Below are 19,580 nucleotides of genomic sequence, written 5' to 3' on the forward strand. Positions count from 1 at the left end.
GCCACGCCGGCAGCTAGTTTTCCGGCGAGAGTAAATGGTTGTGGATCATGAACGCGGTCCGCAGCTCCTTGTACCCGACCCGGTCGAAGAGGACCGTCATCGCGGTCCCGTCGTAGTGCTCGACCAGCCCGGCGCCGAAGCTCTTGTGGACGACCCGGCTGCCGACCGGGAACGGCTGGTCCTCGGGCGGTGCCGCCGTCCGCCCGGCGAGGTCGTTGTCGCAGTTGCCGCACGGGCCGTCGTACTGCTCACCGAAGTAGCTGAGCAACCATTCGCGCCGGCATCCGCCGTACTCCGCGTACGTCGCCATCATGTCGACCCGGGACTTCGCCACCTCGCGGCGGTCGTGCTCGACGGCGGACGCGGCGGCGACCGCCGCGTCGACGTCGACGGTCAGCTGGAACTGGTGGCTGACGGCAACGACTCGCGCGTCGGTGAGACGGCCGAGGGCGCGTTCGACCCGGGCCGGACTGAGCCCGGCTGCCTTGGCCAGCTCCGCGATGTCGGCTGGTTGGTGGTTGGCGATCGCGTCGGCGACGGCGAGCAGGTCGGCGTCCGTGACGCCGCCGGCGGCGAAGAAGCGGTTGAGGCCGAGGTTTGCGTGCCGGAAGAAGAGTTCGATGTCGGCTGCTTCGCCGTCGCGTCCCGCGCGGCCGATCTCCTGGTAGTAGGCGTCGATCGAGTCCGGTGCCTCGGCGTGACTGACCCAGCGGATGTCCGGTTTGTCGATGCCCATCCCGAACGCGATCGTCGCGACCACAACCCGGCAGTCGCCGGCCAGGAACCCGTCCTGGACCTCGCGACGTTGCTTGGCCGAAAGACCTGCGTGGTAGGCCTGCGCGGAGACGCCGGCGGTTTCGAGGTCGGCGGCGAACTCCTCGGCGTGTCGATGCGTGGCGACGTACACGATGCCCGGACCGCGGGAGGAGCGGACGTGGCTGATCACTCGGCGATTCTTGGTGTCTTCGTCGGCGAACGCGAAGACGGCGAGGTTGAGGTTGGGCCGGTCGAAACCGCCGACCACGATGGCCGGGTTGTCCAGCTCGAGCCGGTGCACGATCTCCTTGCGCACCGGGGGTGCCGCGGTCGCTGTCAGCGCGAGGACCGGCGGCCGGCCCATTGCTTTGATCGCCGCGGAGAGTCGCAGGTAGTCGGGGCGGAAGTCCTCACCCCACTCGCTGACCAGGTGCGCTTCGTCGACCGCGATCAGTCGCGGACGGGAGGCGGCGAGGAGGTCGAGTACGTCGGGGTGCGTGAGCTGCTCGGGGGAGAGGAGCACGAAGCCGGAGCGGTCGCTGGTCAGCAGGTCATGCGCCTGGCGCCGGCCCGCGCGATCGGTCGAGTTGAGCTCGGCGACCTCGACGCCACCCTTGGACAGCGCCCTGAGCTGATCGCGCTGGAGCGCCACGAGCGGGCTCACGACGATCGTCACACCACCGACCGCGAGTCCCGCTAGCTGGTAGATGGCCGTCTTACCGGTCCCGGTCGCGAGAACGGCAAGCGTGTCCTGTCCGTCGAGCACCGCCTGCACGGCCTCTTCCTGCCCGGGTCGCAGAGCGTCGTACCCGAGCCGCTCCTTTGCCAGGGCGGCAATATCCAGCACCCGCACATCCTCCCTCACCGGGCAATCTCACGCGGACAAGGCGACCGCTCGCCAGCGCCAGAGGTAGCGGCCGGCCAAGGTGCGGTGCGGGCGCCAGGCCTCGCCAAGCTGTTCCACGTCCGCCTGCTTCGGGAGCTCCGGCAGCCCGTAGGCCTTCTCGACCGAACGGCGGATCTCCAGGTCGCCGACGGCGAGCACGTCCGGGCGCCGAAGGTGGAAGATCAGGAAGATCTGCGCGGTCCACCTCCCAATGCCCTTGACCGCGCTCAGCTGGCCGATCACCTCTTCGTCGGGGAGCTCCGGCAAGTGCTCGAGGTCAAGCTCGCCGGAGATGACGTGCTCGGCAAGGGACCGCAACGAGGCTGTCTTGGCGTGCGAGAGCCCGGCGGACGTTCGCAGCTCATCCGGATCATCGGCCAGCAACTCCTCCGGCGTCGGCGCGCGCCCGCCGTACCGCTGCGCGATCCGGCCGTAGATGGCCCGCGCCGAGACGTTCGAGATGTTCTGCCCAACGATCGCACGGACCAGCACGCCGTAGTGCTCGACCGGCAGATCAGGTACGCCGGGATCGTCGTCCTCGGACAGCGGCACACCGTCGACCCGCACCACGTCGTCAATGACCTTCCCAAGGATGGCGTCGGCGCGCCGCAGGTAGTCCTCCGGCGTTTCAGTTGGCATGGCGCCCATGGGCGGAACCGTACTGCAGGGTCAGGACAATTCGGCCTGTGGTGAAGACTCGCCGATGGGAGCGGCTTGGTTACGCTCTGTTGTTTAGCATCGGAGTGCTGTGACGCCGAGGCGAGGAGCTCGTCGTGGGTGCTACGGATCGCGTGGTGGTTGCTCGGGTGCTCGCGGAGCTCGGGTACGACGCCTTCGCCGGGCCGGTGCCGCTCGGTCCGGCCGTCAAGATCGGTTACGAGGTCGAGCCGGTGCGGCCCGGCGAGCATGACGAGTTCATCCGGACCCGACTGCAGCCCTGCCCTCCCGCGCTGGTGACGAGCGCGACCCACCGAGTTGCCTGGACCGATAGCACCGGCGTTTCGAACGTCGCCCACGCCGGCTCGCTCGGCGCAACAGTCCCGATCGTCGCCCGCGAGACCACGCTCGCGATCTGGAGCACGCTGGACGTCCCCGCAGCGCTACCAGAGGCCAAGCTCCTGGAAGATGTGACCACGGACAAGGACCCGCGAGCGATCTTCCGCACCGGAGTCGATGCCGCCGCCCGCGTGATCGTCCAGCACGCCTACCTCGCCGCGAAGACGCCGTACGACGATCCCGCCGTCTTCGCCGCCGTACTCCGCGACAGCGGCCTCTTCAGCACCGTCGCCGGGACCTGGCACTGGGGTCTGCAAGCGTCTACATACCGTCGCGGCCTGATCCCCGTCCAGCTGATCTGCTTCGGCGGCCGCGTCGCGTACTCCGCCGACACCGTCGCCGCCCTGCGCGCCATGAAGGAACAGCGGATCGAGGAAGCACCCCACGGCTCGGACCCGAGCGCGCAGCAGTACGCCGCCCTCCAGAACGGCGAGCACCCGCGCTGCCTGGCGCATCCGCCGCTGGGCGCCCAGCGCACGAGCCTCGTCACCTGGGTCGCCGACCTGTTCGTCGACACGTTCATCCAACTGCTCGACACCGTCGACGTGACCACGGGCCACCGGCCCGCAGGTCCCAACGGTCACACAGCATTCACGGTCTTCGAAGTGCCTGACATGACCTGTCAGCACTGCATCCGGACGATCACCAAGGCGGTGGCCGAGTTCGGCGTCGACCCGCCCGAGTTCGACCTGGAGACCAAGCGGGTCACGGCACGCTTCCGCGATGCCGAGACCCGCGAGCAGAGCTTCGACGCCATCCGCGGCCGGGGGTACACGGTGGTCCCCCCGGCCGGCTGACGGCAGCGGGTGACTCAGCGGGTGACGTCGTACACGAGCTTCTGGATGCCGTTCGAGTACGACGCGCTCTCGACGAGGGTCAGCTTCTGCTTGTCGCGGTCGGCCGAACTGAACAGCCGCTTGCCCGCGCCGAGCAGCACCGGGAAGACGAGCAGGCTGTAGCGGTCGATCAGGCCGGCGTCGGCGAGGTTGCGGTTCAGCGTCGCGCTGCCGTGGATGCTGATCGGCCCGCCTTCGGTCTCCTTGAGCGCCGCGACGTCGTCGAGCGAGCGCAGGATCGTGATGTCGCCCCAGTTCGAGACCAGGTCGTTGTCCTGCAGGGTGGTCGAGACGACGTACTTCGGCATCGCGTTGTAGCCGGCGAACTCCACCGTCATCGTCGGCCACACCGGCGCGAACGCCTCGTAGCTGACCCGGCCGATGAGCATCGCGGTCGACTCCTCCTGCTCACGGCCCTTGAGCTCGTACGCCGCCTCGTCGAACGGGATGTCCTTGAAGGTCCAGCCCGAGTTGCGGTAGCCCGGCTCGCCGCCGGGCGCCTCGACGACGCCGTCGAGCGAAACGAACGCGGTGGTGATGAGGGTACGCATCAGGTGCTCCTTGGTTGGTGGTGTCCTTTGCCGGTGCGTCGCGCGGCCCGGCCGGAACTCGACATTCCGCCGAATGTGACGCCGGTCACTCCGCGGTGACGATCCAGGCCGCGCCGTCGAACAGCACGCCGTCACCGGTCTCGTGGGCCGCGAACAGCGCTCGCAACCTCTCCCGAGCCGCGTCAGCCGCCGGCGGATCGAGCTCTGCCAGCAGCCGCGTCGGCTCCCGCAACTGCAGTACGGCGTCGTACGCCGCGCCGGCGTCCGCGCCGTAATAGACGGGCGCCTCGAGTGGCGTGAAGGTCGGCTCGCCGAAGCCGGCTCCCATCAGCAACCGCCGCGTGCGGTCCTGATGCCCGAGCGAGAAGGGGGAGTCGTCCCGGTAGCTGCCACCGAAGGCCTCGGGGATGACCATGGCCCATTCGTTCCGCGAGCGCGGTTGCCAGACGAGCATGGCCAGCCGCGCCCCCGTCCGGCGTAGGTTGGCAAACGCCGCGGCCGGATCGTCGAAGAACATCGTCCCGAACCGGCTGATGCAGACATCGAAGGACCCGAACGGGTAGACGGCTGCGTCCGCCCGCAGGAAGCTCACGCCGGGCTCGTCGGTCTGCCAGCTCGGATGCTCGGAGATATCCACACCAAGCACGGAGGCGGCGATCCGCCCGACGTCGCGAGTGGTCTGACCGGCACCGCAGCCGACGTCCAGTACCCGATCACCGGGCCGGACCGCGCAGGCGTCGAGGTACCGCTGGTGGTAGAAGCGCATTTCGGCGTCGCGGTCGAAGGGCACGGGGACAGGCTATGTTCACCTGCGGTTCTTAGGCTCAAGGACATGGTGAAGAGCGTCGACGCGCTGATGACGCTGCTCGGGGACTGCGCAGGCGTGCGGCATGTGCCGGACCGCAGCGGCGATCCCGTCGACATCCTCGACCACGACCGGCAGTGCGCCAGCTCCTGTGCCGCGCGCGATGGCCAGGTCAGCTCGCGGCTAGGAACACCAGCTGGTTGCCGTCGGGGTCCACGGCGTTCGGCCGTGGCTCCGCGGTCGCCAGCCCGAGGACCGGTGCCGTTGCTGACGGCAACAGCTTGATGGCGTCAGGGCCGATCCGGAACGTGTCCGCGTCGACCTGCTCCATCCCGAGGTACGTTCCGTAGAACTCGGCCGCCGCCGCACGGTCCGCCGCTGGTACGCCGACGTGCGCGAGCTGCTGCACCGGACCGGACGTGATCGGCGCGACCCGGAACTCCTCCGACCGCTGCAGAAGCTCGACGCGCACCCCGTTCGGGTCGGACAGGAACGCGAGCCGGCCCTGCCCGCTGCCCGCGACCCGCGGCGACGAGATCTCGCCGTACCCGAGCCCGATCAGCCGGGCGTAGTCGCTGTCGAGGTCGTCGGTCATGAACCCGACGTGGTTCAGCCCGTACGCCGCCTCCGCGTCGGGCTGCTCGTGGTGGAGCAGCTCGACCAGGCCGGTCGCGAGCTGGAGGTGGATCCGGTGGACACGCGAACTCTGCATGAACAACCGGTCGACGACCGCGGCGCCGAGGTCATCGTAGAACGCGAGGCTGGCGTCGAGATCCTGGATACGGCCACCGACGTGATTCAGCTCGTAGATCATCCCGCCAGCCTAGCAAGCGCTTTCCGGTACTGAGAGTCCCGATGGCCTGACCGGCTGTGGCGTCACCTGGTCGTTGCCTGCAAGACACCTGGTGTCCCGGCGAGACCCCTACGTTCCGGATCAGTGTCCCAACCAGAAAGGCCCGTAATGATCAGGAAAAAAGCTGTCGTGGCCGCCCTCGCCGCGGCGACGGTGATCGCCGCCGCCGGGATGGCGTCCGCGGCCGCGAGCGGTGCGTTCACGTCTGCCCAGGGGACCGCGGACGCCGCCGCGCACTCGCCGCGTGGACCCAAGAACGTGATCTTCTTCCTCGGTGACGGCATGGGCACCCAGGAGATCACCGCGGCTCGGTACTACCAGGGTGTGAACCACAAGCTGAACGTCGACCGGGCCAGGTACACCGGCTTCGACACCACGTGGTCGGTGAAGACCGCGCCGACGCCGCCGTACAAGCCGGACTACGACCCGGACTCGGCCTCCACGGGCTCGAGCTGGGCGACCGGGCGGAAGACGATCGACGAGCGGATCTCGCAGGGTCCGAGCAGCGCCGAGAACGTGCCGGGCACGAACTACCAGACCGTCCTCGAGCTGGCCCAGAAGCGCGGCCTGAAGGTCGGCAACGTGTCGACCGCCGAGATCACCGACGCCACCCCGGCGGTGCTCGCCTCGCACATCTCGCTGCGCGGCTGCCAGGGCCCGGCCGACATGGCGAACTGCGCGACGGAGACCAAGGCGGCCGGCGGTCTCGGCTCGATCGCCGAGCAGGAGGTCGACCACAAGGTCGACGTACTTCTCGGTGGTGGCCGAGGACGCTTCGAGCAGCAGATCACCGGCGGTCCGTACGCCGGCAAGACGGTCGTCGACCAGGCCAAGGCCAAGGGCATCCAGTACGTCACCGACGCCGACGGGCTGAAGGCGGCCAGGTCCGGCAAGCCGGTGCTCGGTCTGTTCAGCAAGGGCAACATGTCGCTGGAGTGGGCCGGCCCAGCGGCCTCGCTGGGCAAGGGCAACGCGCCGGAGTCCTGCAAGGAGAACCAGCGGCCGTCCAACGAGCCGAGCCTCGCGGACATGACCTCGAAGGCGATCGACCTGCTGGAGAACAAGAAGGGCTTCTTCCTGCAGGTCGAGGGTGCGTCGATCGACAAGCAGGACCACGCCACCAACGCCTGCGGCCAGATCGGTGAGACGGTCAACTTCGACCGGGCCGTCGGTGTCGCGCTCGACTACCAGCGCTCGCACCCGGACACGCTGGTCGTCGTCACCGCCGACCACGCGCACACGAGCCAGATCGTCGGCGAGGACGCCTCCGGCACCGGCCTGCCGACCGGCTGGTCGACCAACCTGACCACCAAGGACGGTCAGACCCTGACGCTGACCTACGGCACCGCCGGCTTCGGCGGCGACGGCAAGGCGCCGGTCGCCACCCCGCCGAGCCAGCAGCACACCGGCGCGGTCGTGCCCGTCTGGCCAACGGCCCGGGCGGCGAGGAAATCCTCGGCACCAACGACCACACCCACCTCTTCAACGTCCTCCAGGGCAAGTAACCCCGGCGACGTCCACGGCCCCTGGTCCCTTTCGGGAACCGGGGGCCGTTGGTCGTCCAGCCGGTTCCGGATGCTCGACGCCGCCGGCAGGTGCAAAATGGGCTGATGGAGTCGTTGCGGTTCGAGAGCCGGGATCTGGGACGTACGGAGGCGTTCCTCAATCGCGCGTACACGAAGATGCAGATCGGGAGTACGGCGCCGCAGGTCAGCGCGCGGATCTCCCGGACGGCGGCGGACTCGATGAGTGTGGACCGGATCGAGATCGGGTTCGAAATGAGTTACGACGCGGACCCGCTCGGTAAGATCTGCCTGTGCGAGGTCGACTCCGGCACGATCGAGGAGCACGCGACCGACGGCTGGGAGGACGCGTTCGGGCCGGGTGACCTGGTCTCGTTCGCGCCGCCGGACCGTCCGTACCGCGGGAAGGTGGTCCGGTCGAAGTACACGATCACGATGTTCGACCCGGCCCTGCTCACCCGGGTCGCCGGCGTCAGCCGCAAGGGTGACGCGCCGGTGCGGCTGCTCGACCACCGGCCGCATTCCCGCGCGGCCGCCCGTCAGCTGTCGCAGACGATTGCCTATCTCGGCGACGACGTACTGGCGAACCCGCACGTGCAGGCCTCGCCGGTGCTGCTCGCTTCGCTGTCCCAGTTGCTGGCCGCGAGCGTGCTGGCCGCCTTCCCGAACACGGCGATGGCCGAGCCCGGCGTCGTCGACCGCCGCGACGCTCACCCCAGGACCGTGCAGCGGGCGCTGGCCTTCATGGAGTCGCACCTCGACCAGGGCATCGGCATCGCCGATATCGCGACCGCGGCAGGCGTCACCGTGCGGGCCGTGCAGATCGCGTTCCGCACTCATCTGGGCACGACGCCGCTCGACCATCTCCGCCGGCTCCGGCTGGCCGAGGTTCGCACCGAGCTGCTGGCCGCCGACCCGTCCGAGCAGACGGTCGCGCAGGTCGCGGCGCGCTGGGGTTTCCACCACCACGGCCGGCTGGCAGCGGCGTACCAGCAGGCGTACGGCGAGCTGCCGAGCGCGACGCTGAGCCGGTCCTGACCTACGGCAGTTTGCGCGTGTCGACGAGCTGCTGCGCCACGTCGCGCAGCTTGGTGTTGGTGTCCTGCGAGTAGCGCTTGAGGACCGCGAAGGCGCGATCGGAGTCGATGTCGAACCGCTCCATCAGGATCCCCATCGCCTGTCCGACGAGCTTGCGGGCGTCGACGGCCTGCGCCATGTTCTGCTCGTGCCGCGCGGAGGCCAGCGCCACCGACGCGTGCCGGGCCAGGATGTGCGCCACCGCCTCGTCGTCAGGCGCGAACGCGTCCGGATCGGGGCTGTAGAGCCCGAGCACTCCAACAGTCCGGCTCCCGCCGCCACCCGTCGCCAGCGGTACGTCGAGGACGCTGCGGACACCGAGCGCCGACACCTTGGCCGCCCACTCGGGCCACCGGTCGTCGTGGTTCGTGTCCCGGATCAGCACCGACGTACGCTCGCGCAACGCGGTGACCAGCGGGCCGCTCTGGTTGTTGAGCTGCAGCTCGTAGACCTCGGCGACGACAGGGTCCGTGACGGCCGCGATCTCCGACCGGGCGCCACGGGTGTGCAGCGCGACACCGGCGTATGTGCAGTTGAGAGCCTGCAGGGCGAACTGGACGACGGCGTCGACCGTCTCCTCCACGCTGGGCGCATCGTGCAGCTCGATGGCGAGCAGCGCGAAGGCCGTCGCGGTGCTGTCCGCGAGCGGGTCGATCATGGTCATGGCGTACCTCCGGGCGGGTCGGGCGTGTATGCCCTCCACCGGGACAAGCAGCTGCCCGCTCCCATCATGCGGGCGATCGGCCGGTTTCACGCGGCTGTAGCGCGATTGCGGCCGAACTTGCGTTCTGCGGCTAGCCGGAGGTTCGCCGTACGGCTAGGCCGTGCTTCCCCGTGTCGGTCCGGTCACAGTCGCCGTACCAGCCGAGAATGAGTTGGTTTCTGATCGCGACTGACTATGTTGAAGGGGTGCGGGTGGCGAAGCGAGGCGCATGGCTGGTGATCGGGGCACTGGTCGTGGCGACCTGGGCTGCCTGCTCCAAGGACGACACCTTGCCGACGGCGAAGCCGCAAACCACCGCTACAACCACCACCGCGCCCAAGCCGAAGCCGACGGCCACACCCAAGGCTTGGTACGACGACTACGACCCCGCGCACTTCGCGCCGCAGGTCCGTCGCTCCGCGAAGTCGGCCGGGATCAACCCGCAGTTGCTGATGGCAATCTTGTACAACGAGGCCTACAAGCCGCACGACCCGAAGTTCGAGCGGCAATGGGCCGCGGTCGACTCGAACCCGGCGTTCGGGATCGCGAACATGCACAAGCCCGCCTTCGACGACACCAAGCGTGGCCGCGCCTTCGCGAAGCGCAAGTGGGAGGAGCTGCCGGACAACCCCGAGCTGGCGATCGAGGCGGCCGCCTGGCATCTGCACGACCTGGCCAAGCGGATCCCGGACCAGCGCGCCAAGCTCTACACGAAGGACGAATTGCTTGCCCTCGGCTACAACGCCGGCGGTGGCAACATGCGGAAGTTCGCCCGCGGCACCAAGGCCGGGTCGCAGGCGCAGTCGTACCTCGACCGGTTGCACGACAACTGGACCAAAGCCGGCGAAGCCGTCGGCAGCTGATGGGAGTAGACGTGACCGCACTGGAGGTCGCCGACTGGCGGCGCCGAGTCTTCAAGCTGTACGGCAAGGTTCGCGCAGAGTCGGATCCGGCCGCGGCACACGCGCTGTGGCGGGAGGGCCGCGACGACCTGCTGCTCCACCACCCGGCCTCGCCGGTGCTCGAGGACGAGCGCGCGTCGTACGGCGGCGCCGCCATCGGTGCGTACCGCCCGGAGCTGCGCTTCGAGGCCGAGATCGACACGGACGTCAAGCCGCACGAGTGGGAGTTCACCTCCGCGACCGACGGCGTGATCCCGTTCTCCCGGGTCGGCGTCCTGCACCTGCCCGACGTCGGCGACCTGGACGTGTGGTGGCTCGAGTCGTACGGCGGCGGCCTGTTCGTCCCGCTCAAGGACGCCCTCGCCGGCAGGTCGACGTACGGCGGTGGCCGCTACCTGATCGACACCGTCAAAGGTGCCGACCTCGGCGGCGACCTCCGTGCGGGCCACCTCGTCGTCGACCTCAACTTCGCCTACAACCCGTCCTGCGCCTACAACCCGGCGTGGACCTGCCCCCTCGCACCGGCAACCAACCGTCTCGCGGTCGAGCTGCCGGTGGGGGAGCTGACCTCAGCTCACTAGCACGCCGACGGGAAGGGGTCAGGCTGATGCCTCGAGGGCGCGGGTGAGCAGGGCGGCGAGCGCCTCGAGCTGGAAGTCCGACGACGAGCCGACCTCTTCGTCGGAGCCGTCGAGGGCCTTGGCGGCCAGGCCGGCCTTGGCGTCGATCAGGTCCGCGACCCGGGTGTCGATGGTCTGCGCGGCGATGATCCGCCACGCGGTGACCGGCTCGTCCTGACCGATCCGGTGCACCCGGTCGATCGCCTGGGTCTGCTCGGCGTTGGTCCAGGACAGCTCGGCGAGCACGACGTTCGACGCCACCTGGAGGTTGATGCCGACGCCCGCGGTGAGCAGCGAGCAGACCACGATCGAGACCTCGGGATCGTTGACGAAGGCATCGATGTTCTTCTGCCGGGTCCGGGTGGTCTGGTCGCCGCGGATCGAGGAGTACTTGATGCCGCGCTCGGCGAACAGCTCCTCGGCGGTGTCCATCACCTCGATGTGCCGGGCGAAGAAGACCACCTTGCCGACGTTCTGCGCGAGCTGGGCCGCGTAGTCGGCGGCCAGCCCGGCCTTCGCCTGGCCGATCCGGCGGAACAGGCTGAACACGTTCTCCCCGGTCTTCTTGGCGGCCATCTCGGTCCGCTCCCAGCCGGCCACCTGCCGGACGAGCTCGTGGTCGATGCCGTCGACGGTGACGCCCGAACGCCGGGTCTCCAGCGCGGTCCGGTAGCGCGCGACCAGCCGGTCGGCGAGCTCCCGCTCGGCCGCGCGGATCGAGCGCCCGACAGCGCCGTCCAGCTCGACCGGCAGGTCGGCGATCCGCCGGGCCGGGATGTCCGCGGCCACGTCCACCTTGCGCCGGCGGACGATGCCCATGTCGATCACCCGGGCCCGGGCCGCCGCGGCGAACCCGGGGTCGGCCGGGGTGAGCTCGGTCTCCTCGAGCGACTCCATCAGCGCCGCCCGCGGGCCCTTCTCGTCGATCCAGCCGAGGTACTCCCAGATCGCGGTGAAGTCCTCGATCGAGTTGATCAGCGGTGTCCCGGTGAGCGCCATCAGCAGCGGCCTGGTGCTCCGGGCCCGGAGCCGCTCGGACAGCTCGAGCACGTTCCGGGAGCGCTGCGACTTCTTGTTCTTGATGAAGTGCGCCTCGTCCACGACCATGCCGCGGAAGCCGAGCTCGCCGAGCCAGCCGACGTGCCGGTCGAGGATCTCGTAGTTCACCACGACGATGTCCGCGAAGCCGTCGATGCTGTCGCCGTCACCGTGGATGACGGTCGGCGTCCGGCGCGGAGTCCACAGGCCGGCCTCGCGCGCCCAGTTCGTCTTGACGACGTTGGGTACGACGGCGAGCAGGGGATAGGCGTTCGCCGCCTGAGCGGCCAGCAGCGCCTGAGCCGTCTTGCCGAGACCAGGCTCGTCGGCGAGCAGGAACGTCCGGTGGCCGGACGCCGCGGCGGCGATCATCCGGGCCTGGTGCGGCATCAGCTCGAGACCGCGGAGCCGCAGCGCGTCCAGGCTGACCGCGCCGGTCATGCTCAGCGCGGCCGGGTCGGGCAGGCTCATGCTCGAGGTGGCCGAGGCGTGCTCGAAGGACCTGAGCAGCGGCCCGATCAGCTCCCAGCCGGCGAGCCGCCCGGGCCGGGGCGGGCCGGAGGGCGCGGCCGAGAAGTCGGGTGCGAGGAACGGGTTGGCCAGCTGGCGGGCCACCACGGCCTGTGGCACGACCCGCCGGGTGCTGGTCTCCGGCGGAGCCACCGGTGCGGCCGGCTCGGGCTCCTCCGGGACCTCCATCCCGGCCTCCTCCAGCATCTGCCGGCGGAGGGCGGCGGCGGCCTCGGAGATCACCGCGTCCTCGGCCAGCAGCCCGAGCAGCGACGGCTCCAGCGCGGCGGTCTTGGCCAGGATCGTCGCGATCCCGTCCAGCCGGCGCAGCTGCTCGGCCCGGAAGGCCTCGGTGGCGGACTCGGCACCGTTGACCCGGGCCCGCTCCTCGCGGACCAGCAGGCCGACGACCTGGAACTTCGTCCGGGTCGACGGCTTGATCGCACCCCGGGTGACGGCGGACTCGACCTCGCGGACGGCCTGGGCCAGGACCTGGATCAGGCCGTCGGACTCGCCCTCACGGACACGGCGCCGCCGCCGCGGTGCGGCAGTGGAACGGGTAGCGCTTGGCTGGCGCTGACCTCGTCGGGCCAACATTTCCTCCTGTGTCGTGCCACGGCCGGAGCCGTGACGGAACGCAACGCCGCGCGAGGACCGACCGACCCGTCGACGCTCATCCGATACGGACGCTGGCGTCACGCGGAGCCGTCCAGAGGGTTCCCCAGGAACGCGGCTCAGAATTCACCGCTCCTGTGTGCGCGATCAGTAGCCGATCTTACCCCCGACCCCCGGTCATCGCCGCCCCCGGACCCCGTTCGGTTCAGGAATCGAAGTGCAGCCGCCGGGCGACCACGTAGTCGGCGACCGTCGTGAGGGGTTTGTCACTGGCGTACGCGCGGGCCCGGAGCAGGGCCAGCGCGTCGTCGGTGGTCACCTCGAGCTGGTCGGCGACCATCCCGGTCGCCAGGTCGACGACGCCCTGGGGCGACCACGCGTCGTGCATGTTGGGCCGGTCGACGGCCGGCAGGTCGCGGAGCAGGGTGACGCCGAGCGCGTCCGCCAGGAACTGCGCGCCCGGGACACCCTCGGCGAGCGCCCGGCCGTCCGAGACGTACGAGCTCAGTACGCCGAACGGCCGTCCCGCCGGATGGATCGGGAAGCAGCGGATCGTGACCGGTCCGACCGCCTCGAGCGCGCACCGGGCGAACTCGGGCCAGCGCATGTCCAGCTCGCTGTCGAGCTGGACCGCGACCGGCTCGGCGGCTTCGTAGGCCAGGTGGCAGGGACCTTCCCCGAGCACGTTCTCCAGGTCCTCGAGGCGGGCCGCCATCGGGTCGGTCGCCGCGATCGTCACCCGGTTCGCCGGGGAGGCGTCGACGGTGATCGACGCGCCGTCGGCGGCCAGGAGTTCCCGGCAGGCGGTGCCCAGCCGACCGAGACGGTGCAGCGCGGGTAAGGCGGTGCTCACCTCGATCAACCTGGCCAGAATGGCGGCTCGGCTCATGATCGCGTCCGGTACCCGGTCGACTGCGGGTCATGCCCCCCGCGGGTTACCGATCGCGAACGTCACGCGCCGGAACCGGTGGCGTCGCGTTCGAGGGTCGTCTTGATCTCGGCGAGCGTCCGCTCGAGCTCGGCGTCGACGTCGGCTTCACGGCTCGTGTGCACGCGGACGGTGAGCTTCGACGTACCGTCCGCGACGAAGTCGACGGAGAGCTCGCCCTGGTAGTCGTGCGGTCCGGCGGCGCCCCAGCGCAGTACCCGGTCCTCGTCCACGACGTCGATCCAGCCCTCCTGATGGTCGTCGCCCGCTGCGACCTCGACCTCCTCGTGCAGCGCCTGGTGCGGCAGCCGCGCCTCGGGTCCCTGCGCCTCGACCGGACGTGCCTCGGTCCGGTGCAGCTCGGTCAGCCAGGGCAGGTACTCCGGCAGCCGCTCGAGGTCCGACAGCCGGTCGTAGACGATGTTCGGCGCGACGTCGACCGTGGTCCAGGCTTCGTGGTCACCCATGATCAGGACTCCTTACGCGGGATTCGTACGGCGGAGCTCGGGGAGGACCTCGGTGCGGTAGAGGTTCATCATGTCCACCGCGTACGGGCCCATGTTCGCGACGTAGATCTCGTCGAACCCGGCCTCGACGTACGGCGCGAACGCCTTGACGTGGGCCTCGGCGTCCGGTCCCGCGGTGACCGACGATGCCGTCGCCTCCTTGGTCACCAGCTGGGTCGCCTGCTCGAAGTGCCGTGGTGACGGCAGCACCTGGGACAGCTCACCCGGAAGACCCGAGTTTCCCCAGATCCGGTGCGCCTGCTCGACCCCTTCGTCCTCGGTCGGCGCGTAGCTGACCTTGAACCCGACCTGCGCCGGCTTCGACCCGCCGCCGTTGTCCCGGAACCGCTGCAGCAGCTCCTTGTCCGGCGTCGTGGTGATATACCCGTCCGCGATCCGGGCCGCGACATCCGTGGCCTCCGGGCCGAAGCCGGACATGTAGATCGGCAGCGGTTCGGTCGGCTTGGTGTAGATCCGCGCGGTGTCGACCGTGTAGTGCTTGCCGTGGTGGCTGACGAACCCGTCCTCGGTCCACAGCCGGCGCATCACCTCGACGGCCTCCTCGAGCATCTCCAGCCGGACATCGACCGTCGGCCAGACCGAGCCCAGCACGTGCTCGTTGAGCGCCTCACCGGTCCCGATCCCGAGCCGGAACCGACCGTTCAGGAGTACGGCGCTGGTCGCGGCGGCCTGGGCGATCACGGCCGGGTGGATCCGCACCGTCGGGCAGGTCACCGCCGTCGTCACCGGCAGCTCGCAGACCTGCGAGATCGCCCCGATCGCCGACCAGACGAACGCACTCTGTCCCTGGGCGTCGTTCCACGGGTGGAAGTGGTCGCTGATCCACAGGCTCTCGAACCCGGCCTCCTCGGCCAGGCGGGCCTGCTCGATCAGCTCGGCGGGGGTGTACTCCTCGCAGGAGAGGAAGTATCCGATCTGCACCTGAATCTCCGATCAGTCAGTCCTTGTCCGGGTGCCCGAAGTCGTCAGTCCCATTCATCGGCTGAGTGCGCGGCCGACCACCAACGCCGCAGTGGCCGCCGCGGCGAGGCCGCCCACGATTCCGCGGTGCCGAGAGGCCCAGACCTGGTAGCTGCGGGTGGTTGCGCGATCGTCGAAGACGCCGTGCGCGGTGTAGTCCTCGGTCTCGTCGGCCGGGTGCCAGAGGTTGTGGGCCTTCTCCTTCGGCTGGTCGGACTGCTGGGACTTGAAGCCGGTCTTGGCCAGGTAGCGGTCGAGGAGGCCCGGAGCGAGCTTGTCCGCGATCAGGGTGCCGGCCGTCGAGCCACCGACCCAGTACTCACGGCGCTCCGGGTGGTCGGCGGCGTACACCACCGCGTCGGCCGCGACCTCGGGCTGGTAGATCGGTGGCACCGGCTGCGGATGCTTCGGGAGCCGGGACAGGACCCAGGAGAACTGAGGCGTGTTCACGGCCGGCATCTGCACCATCGTCACGTGCACGTTCGACTTGTCGTGCAGGAGCTCGCAGCGCACCGACTCGTGGAAGCCCTGGATTGCGTGCTTCGCCCCGCAGTACGCCGATTGCAGCGGGATCCCGCGGTACGCCAGCGCCGACCCGACCTGCACGATCGTGCCGTGGTCGCGGGGCGTCATCCGGTCCAGCGCGGCGCGCGTGCCGTAGACGTAGCCCAGGTACGTGACCTCGGTCGTCCGCTTGAACTCGCTGGGCTCGATCTCGGTGAACGGCGCGAACACCGAGCTGAACGCGACATTGACCCAGGTGTCGATCGGGCCGAGCTCCTTCTCGACCCGGCCGGCGGCTTCCTCGACCTGGTCGTAGTCGGCGACGTCGACCTCGATCGGCAGCGCCGTACCGCCGGCTTCCTCGACGTCGCGCGCGGCGGCGTCCAGCCCGGTCTCGCCGCGAGCCAGCAGGGCGACCTTCGCGCCCCGCCGGGCGAACGCGATGGCGCTGGCCCGGCCGATCCCGGCGCTGGCTCCGGTGACGACGACAACTTGTCCCACGGCTGACTCCTTCACTTCTGGCTCGCTTCTGGTTCACTTCTGGCGGCTTGCTGCTCGAAGATCTGGGTGATCTCCTCGACCGAGAGCCCCTTGGTCTCCGGGATGAACGCGAAGACGAAGACCAGCGCGGCCACCGAGAGCACCGCGAACAGGACCATCAGCCAGGCCAGGCCGAAGCCGTCGATCATCGTCGGCACCAGCAGGATCAGCGCGAAGTTCGCGATCCAGTCGGCGGAGGCGGCGATCGCGGCGGCGCGGCCGCGGACCGCGGTCGGGAAGTACTCGCCCTGGATCAGCCAGCCGGTCCCGCCGACGCCGATCGCGAACGCGGCGATGAACAGGTCGAGCCCGATCAGGATCAGCACGACCCGGGTGATCCCGTCGGTGAACGCGACGCCGGCGGCCGCGATCAGCATCGCCACGGCCATCACGGCGTACCCGCCGAGGGCGAGCTTGCGGCGGCCGACCTTGTCGATGAACCGGAACGCGAAGAAGGTGGCGATCACGTTCACCGCGCTCATCACGGCGGTCACCGCGACGGCCGCGATCGCTGCCTTGACGTCGTCGTCGCCGGTCTTCAGGTACGGCTCCATCAGCTTCGGGCCGTAGTAGAAGGTCAGGTTGATGCCGGTGATCTGCTGGAAGACGAAGAACACCGAGACCACGATCAGCGCGCGTTTCACCCCGCGGGTCCAGAGCGTCTTGGTCCGGCCGGCCTTGCGTTCCTGCTCGTCGACGATGCCGGCGCTGCGCTCGATGTCCTGGGCGCTGACCTCGACGCCGAGCTTGGCCAGCGCGTCGTGCGTGTCGTCGTACCGGCCCTGGCGCATCAGCCAGCGCGGCGACTCCGGCATCCGGGTGCGCAGTACCAGGGCGAAGAGGGCGGGTACTGCGCCGAGGCCGAGCAGGAAGCGCCAGTCGAAGGACTTCGCGTGGTCGGGGAGCGGGATCAGGACGGCGAGGGCGATCAGGTAGGAGACCAGGATGCCGACGGTGATCATCCACTGCTGGAGGATGCCGAGGGCGCCGCGACGGGCCTTGGGCGCGTACTCCGCGATGTATGCCGTGGCGATGGCCGAGTCGGCGCCGATCGCGAGGCCGATCAGGGTGCGGGCGAAGAGCAGGACCCAGGCGTCCCAGGCGAACGCGGACAGCAGGGCACCGGCGGCGTAGATCGCGGCGTCGACGACGAGCAGGGACTTGCGCCCGAGCTTGTCGGACAGCGGGCCGGCGGCCAGCGCGCCGACCGCGGCGCCGATCGAGGCGCCGGCGACGAGGTAGCCGAGGGCGAGCGAGCCGAGGTCGTACGGCAGGAAGTTGACGACCGAGCCGATGTTGGCGGTGTCGTACCCGAACAGGAACCCACCGACGGTCGCGAGCAGCGTGAGCGACCAGTAGAACGAGGTCGGGACCCGGTTGTCGAGGTGTTCCAGCACATCAGTGGCCGAATCTGGATGCGTCGCCACCGTGCCTCCTTCGTCGAGCGGTTTCCCGCACCGGTGACCATCCAGCGCCGGTCGAAACCACAGTGGTTGTCAGACGACAACCGTTTGCCGCCGGGACCGCCGGGTACCGGGCGGCGGCACCCAGCCGCGCGGTCCGGAGGAGCGGATATGAGCACGACAGTTGCCGACTACCTGCTGCAGCGGCTGCGGGAGTGGGGTGTCGACCATGTCTTCGGGTACGCCGGGGACGGGATCAACGGGCTGCTGTCCGCCTGGGAGAAGGCGGAGAACCAGCCGAGGTTCGTGCAGGCGCGGCACGAGGAGATGGCCGCGTTCGAGGCGGTCGGGTACGCGAAGTTCACCGGCCGGGTCGGAGTCTGTACGGCGACCAGCGGACCGGGCGCGATCCACCTGCTGAACGGGCTGTACGACGCGAAGCTCGACCACGTGCCGGTGGTGGCGATCGTGGGGCAGACGGCCCGCAGTGCGATGGGCGGGAACTACCAGCAAGAGGTGGATCTGCACACGCTCTACAAGGACGTGGCCTCCGAGTACTGCGAGACGGTCATGGTCCCCGAGCAGCTGCCGAACGTGCTGGACCGGGCGATGCGGATCGCCGCATCCCGCCGTACCGTGACCGCGCTGATCATCCCGTCGGACCTGCAGGAGCTCGAGTACACGCCACCGTCGCACGCCTTCAAGATGGTGCCCTCGAGCCTCGACCTGACCTGGTCGGCCCCGGTACCCGCCGCTGACCAGCTGGAGCGCGCGGCGGAGATCCTGAATGCGGGCTCGAAGGTCGCGATCCTGGTCGGCCAGGGCGCCAGGGGAGCAGTCGACGAGATCACCCGGCTGGCGGAGGCGACCGGGGCGGGAGTCGCGAAAGCCCTGCTGGGCAAGGACGTGCTGCCGGACGAGCTGCCGTGGGTCACCGGGTCGATCGGCCTGCTCGGCACACGGCCGTCGTACGAGCTGATGATGGACTGCGACACCTTGCTGGTGGTCGGGTCGAACTTCCCCTATACGCAGTTCCTTCCGGCCTTTGACCAGGCGCGGGCGATCCAGATCGATGTCGACCCGACGCTGGTCGGGATGCGGTACCCGTTCGAGGTCAACCTGGTCGGGGATGCGGCCGCGACCCTGCGGGAGCTGTTGCCGCTGGTGGAGACGAAGAGCGACCGGTCCTGGCGGGAGGGCATCGAGGCGAACGTGGCTCGCTGGTGGGAGGTCATGCAGCGCCGGGCCTACACGTCGGCCGATCCGATCAACCCGGAGCTGGTGTTCCACGAGCTGTCGCCGCGGATCCCGTCGAACGCGATCCTCGCCGCGGACTCGGGGTCGGCGGCGAACTGGTACGCGCGGCACATCCGGATCCGCGACGACATCCGGGGATCGCTGTCCGGAACGCTGGCGACGATGGGGCCCGGGGTTCCGTATCTGATCGGCGCGAAGTTCGGGCTGCCGGACCGGCCGGGCATCGCGCTCGTCGGCGACGGCGCGATGCAGATGAACGGGATCAACGAACTGATCACGATCGCGAAGTACTGGCAGGAGTGGGCGGATCCGCGGCTGGTGGTCGCGGTCCTGCACAACAACGACCTCAACCAGGTGACCTGGGAGCTCCGGGCGCTGGGCGGGTCGCCGCAGTTCCTGCCGTCACAGGAGCTGCCGGACTTCCCGTACGCCGGCTTCGCGCGGTTGATCGGGCTGCACGGCATCACGGCCGAGAAGCCGGAGGAGGTCGTACCGGCCTGGGAGGAGGCGCTGGCCGCGGACCGGCCGTGCGTGGTCGAGTTCCGGACCGATCCCGCCGTACCGCCGATCCCGCCGCACGCGAGCTGGGACCAGATCGAGAACGCGCTGGAGTCGATCGTCCGCGGCGACACCGACCGCGTCGGCATGATCAAGGAAGGCGTGAAGTCGAAGGTCCAGGAGTTCCTCCCCGGCACGAAGGACTAGTCACCTGTGGCAGGCGTTTGCTGGT

18 protein-coding genes are annotated in these 19,580 nt (G+C 69.6%); 6 read left to right on the top strand and 12 right to left on the bottom strand.

Going from position 1 to position 19,580, the window contains the following annotated elements:
* Positions 1-13: 13 nt before the first annotated feature.
* Positions 14-1,621, bottom strand: a complete 1,608-nt coding sequence (locus tag AB0E69_RS20025) for a RecQ family ATP-dependent DNA helicase (protein ID WP_360147618.1) — start codon at positions 1,619-1,621, stop codon at positions 14-16.
* Between the two features lie 9 nt (positions 1,622-1,630).
* The gene (locus AB0E69_RS20030; RefSeq protein ID WP_360147621.1) at positions 1,631-2,290 is read right to left on the bottom strand and encodes a hypothetical protein; all 660 of its coding nucleotides are present in this window, start codon (positions 2,288-2,290) and stop codon (positions 1,631-1,633) included.
* Between the two features lie 125 nt (positions 2,291-2,415).
* On the opposite strand from AB0E69_RS20030, the gene AB0E69_RS20035 reads away from it, so the two are divergent.
* On the top strand, positions 2,416-3,495 hold the full coding sequence (locus AB0E69_RS20035; protein ID WP_360147624.1) for a heavy-metal-associated domain-containing protein: 1,080 nt from the start codon (positions 2,416-2,418) through the stop codon (positions 3,493-3,495).
* 14 nt (positions 3,496-3,509) lie between these two features.
* Here AB0E69_RS20035 and AB0E69_RS20040 read toward each other — a convergent pair whose 3' ends face one another.
* The 3 genes from AB0E69_RS20040 to AB0E69_RS20050 all read right to left on the bottom strand — a co-directional run bounded on the left by AB0E69_RS20040 (position 3,510) and on the right by AB0E69_RS20050 (position 5,704).
* Positions 3,510-4,085, bottom strand: a complete 576-nt coding sequence (locus AB0E69_RS20040) for a dihydrofolate reductase family protein (RefSeq protein ID WP_360147627.1) — start codon at positions 4,083-4,085, stop codon at positions 3,510-3,512.
* An 85-nt stretch (positions 4,086-4,170) separates the two neighbouring features.
* The gene (locus AB0E69_RS20045; protein ID WP_360147630.1) at positions 4,171-4,875 is read right to left on the bottom strand and encodes a class I SAM-dependent methyltransferase; all 705 of its coding nucleotides are present in this window, start codon (positions 4,873-4,875) and stop codon (positions 4,171-4,173) included.
* A gap of 187 nt (positions 4,876-5,062) precedes the next feature.
* Complete coding sequence (locus AB0E69_RS20050; protein ID WP_360147633.1) at positions 5,063-5,704, bottom strand: VOC family protein; 642 nt, start codon at positions 5,702-5,704, stop codon at positions 5,063-5,065.
* 147 nt (positions 5,705-5,851) lie between these two features.
* Here AB0E69_RS20050 and AB0E69_RS20055 point away from each other — a divergent pair, with 147 nt between their 5' ends.
* Both AB0E69_RS20055 and AB0E69_RS20060 read left to right on the top strand, forming a co-directional pair.
* A complete protein-coding gene (locus AB0E69_RS20055; protein WP_360147636.1) occupies positions 5,852-7,354 on the top strand; it encodes an alkaline phosphatase in 1,503 nt (500 codons plus the stop codon).
* Complete coding sequence (locus tag AB0E69_RS20060) at positions 7,354-8,304, top strand: helix-turn-helix domain-containing protein (RefSeq protein WP_360147639.1); 951 nt, start codon at positions 7,354-7,356, stop codon at positions 8,302-8,304. The genes AB0E69_RS20055 and AB0E69_RS20060 overlap by 1 nt, the downstream gene beginning before the upstream one ends.
* A gap of 1 nt (position 8,305) precedes the next feature.
* Here AB0E69_RS20060 and AB0E69_RS20065 read toward each other — a convergent pair whose 3' ends face one another.
* Positions 8,306-9,001 carry a GAF and ANTAR domain-containing protein gene (locus AB0E69_RS20065; protein ID WP_360148522.1) on the bottom strand — a complete coding sequence of 232 codons (696 nt, stop codon included), beginning with the start codon at positions 8,999-9,001 and terminating at the stop codon, positions 8,306-8,308.
* A gap of 212 nt (positions 9,002-9,213) precedes the next feature.
* Between AB0E69_RS20065 and AB0E69_RS20070 the strand changes: the two genes are divergently transcribed.
* Together AB0E69_RS20070 and AB0E69_RS20075 are read left to right on the top strand one after the other, a co-directional pair.
* Positions 9,214-9,909 carry a transglycosylase SLT domain-containing protein gene (locus AB0E69_RS20070; RefSeq protein WP_360147642.1) on the top strand — a complete coding sequence of 232 codons (696 nt, stop codon included), beginning with the start codon at positions 9,214-9,216 and terminating at the stop codon, positions 9,907-9,909.
* A gap of 11 nt (positions 9,910-9,920) precedes the next feature.
* Complete coding sequence (locus AB0E69_RS20075) at positions 9,921-10,529, top strand: DUF1684 domain-containing protein (protein ID WP_360147645.1); 609 nt, start codon at positions 9,921-9,923, stop codon at positions 10,527-10,529.
* An 18-nt stretch (positions 10,530-10,547) separates the two neighbouring features.
* Here the strand turns inward: AB0E69_RS20075 and AB0E69_RS20080 are convergent, their stop codons facing one another.
* The 6 genes from AB0E69_RS20080 to AB0E69_RS20105 all read right to left on the bottom strand — a co-directional run bounded on the left by AB0E69_RS20080 (position 10,548) and on the right by AB0E69_RS20105 (position 17,617).
* The gene (locus AB0E69_RS20080) at positions 10,548-12,713 is read right to left on the bottom strand and encodes a DEAD/DEAH box helicase (RefSeq protein ID WP_360147648.1); all 2,166 of its coding nucleotides are present in this window, start codon (positions 12,711-12,713) and stop codon (positions 10,548-10,550) included.
* A gap of 223 nt (positions 12,714-12,936) precedes the next feature.
* The gene (locus AB0E69_RS20085) at positions 12,937-13,620 is read right to left on the bottom strand and encodes an ANTAR domain-containing protein (RefSeq protein WP_360147651.1); all 684 of its coding nucleotides are present in this window, start codon (positions 13,618-13,620) and stop codon (positions 12,937-12,939) included.
* A gap of 62 nt (positions 13,621-13,682) precedes the next feature.
* On the bottom strand, positions 13,683-14,126 hold the full coding sequence (locus AB0E69_RS20090; RefSeq protein ID WP_360147654.1) for an SRPBCC family protein: 444 nt from the start codon (positions 14,124-14,126) through the stop codon (positions 13,683-13,685).
* A gap of 12 nt (positions 14,127-14,138) precedes the next feature.
* The gene (locus AB0E69_RS20095) at positions 14,139-15,107 is read right to left on the bottom strand and encodes a TIGR03557 family F420-dependent LLM class oxidoreductase (protein WP_360147657.1); all 969 of its coding nucleotides are present in this window, start codon (positions 15,105-15,107) and stop codon (positions 14,139-14,141) included.
* A 54-nt stretch (positions 15,108-15,161) separates the two neighbouring features.
* Entirely contained in the window at positions 15,162-16,151 is a 990-nt protein-coding gene (locus AB0E69_RS20100) for an SDR family oxidoreductase (RefSeq protein ID WP_360147660.1), read from the bottom strand.
* Between the two features lie 11 nt (positions 16,152-16,162).
* Positions 16,163-17,617 carry a sugar porter family MFS transporter gene (locus AB0E69_RS20105; protein WP_360147663.1) on the bottom strand — a complete coding sequence of 485 codons (1,455 nt, stop codon included), beginning with the start codon at positions 17,615-17,617 and terminating at the stop codon, positions 16,163-16,165.
* Positions 17,618-17,764: 147 nt separating this feature from the next.
* On the opposite strand from AB0E69_RS20105, the gene AB0E69_RS20110 reads away from it, so the two are divergent.
* Positions 17,765-19,555, top strand: coding sequence for a thiamine pyrophosphate-requiring protein (locus AB0E69_RS20110; protein WP_360147666.1), 1,791 nt, complete (start codon positions 17,765-17,767; stop codon positions 19,553-19,555).
* The last annotated feature ends 25 nt before the right edge of the window (positions 19,556-19,580 follow it).

Source organism: Kribbella sp. NPDC026611 (assembly GCF_040638345.1).
Taxonomy (GTDB): Bacteria; Actinomycetota; Actinomycetes; order Propionibacteriales; family Kribbellaceae; genus Kribbella.

Excerpts from the sequence above, each read along its gene's own strand:
- AB0E69_RS20030 (WP_360147621.1), bottom strand. The coding sequence starts at position 2,290 with ATGGGCGCCATGCCAACTGAAACGCCGGAGGACTACCTGCGGCGCGCC.
- AB0E69_RS20040 (WP_360147627.1), bottom strand. The coding sequence starts at position 4,085 with ATGCGTACCCTCATCACCACCGCGTTCGTTTCGCTCGACGGCGTCGTC.
- AB0E69_RS20050 (WP_360147633.1), bottom strand. The coding sequence starts at position 5,704 with ATGATCTACGAGCTGAATCACGTCGGTGGCCGTATCCAGGATCTCGAC.
- AB0E69_RS20055 (WP_360147636.1), top strand. The coding sequence starts at position 5,852 with ATGATCAGGAAAAAAGCTGTCGTGGCCGCCCTCGCCGCGGCGACGGTG.
- AB0E69_RS20060 (WP_360147639.1), top strand. The coding sequence starts at position 7,354 with ATGGAGTCGTTGCGGTTCGAGAGCCGGGATCTGGGACGTACGGAGGCG.
- AB0E69_RS20065 (WP_360148522.1), bottom strand. The coding sequence starts at position 9,001 with ATGATCGACCCGCTCGCGGACAGCACCGCGACGGCCTTCGCGCTGCTC.
- AB0E69_RS20070 (WP_360147642.1), top strand. The coding sequence starts at position 9,214 with ATGAGTTGGTTTCTGATCGCGACTGACTATGTTGAAGGGGTGCGGGTG.
- AB0E69_RS20080 (WP_360147648.1), bottom strand. The coding sequence starts at position 12,713 with ATGTTGGCCCGACGAGGTCAGCGCCAGCCAAGCGCTACCCGTTCCACT.
- AB0E69_RS20085 (WP_360147651.1), bottom strand. The coding sequence starts at position 13,620 with ATGAGCCGAGCCGCCATTCTGGCCAGGTTGATCGAGGTGAGCACCGCC.
- AB0E69_RS20090 (WP_360147654.1), bottom strand. The coding sequence starts at position 14,126 with ATGGGTGACCACGAAGCCTGGACCACGGTCGACGTCGCGCCGAACATC.
- AB0E69_RS20110 (WP_360147666.1), top strand. The coding sequence starts at position 17,765 with ATGAGCACGACAGTTGCCGACTACCTGCTGCAGCGGCTGCGGGAGTGG.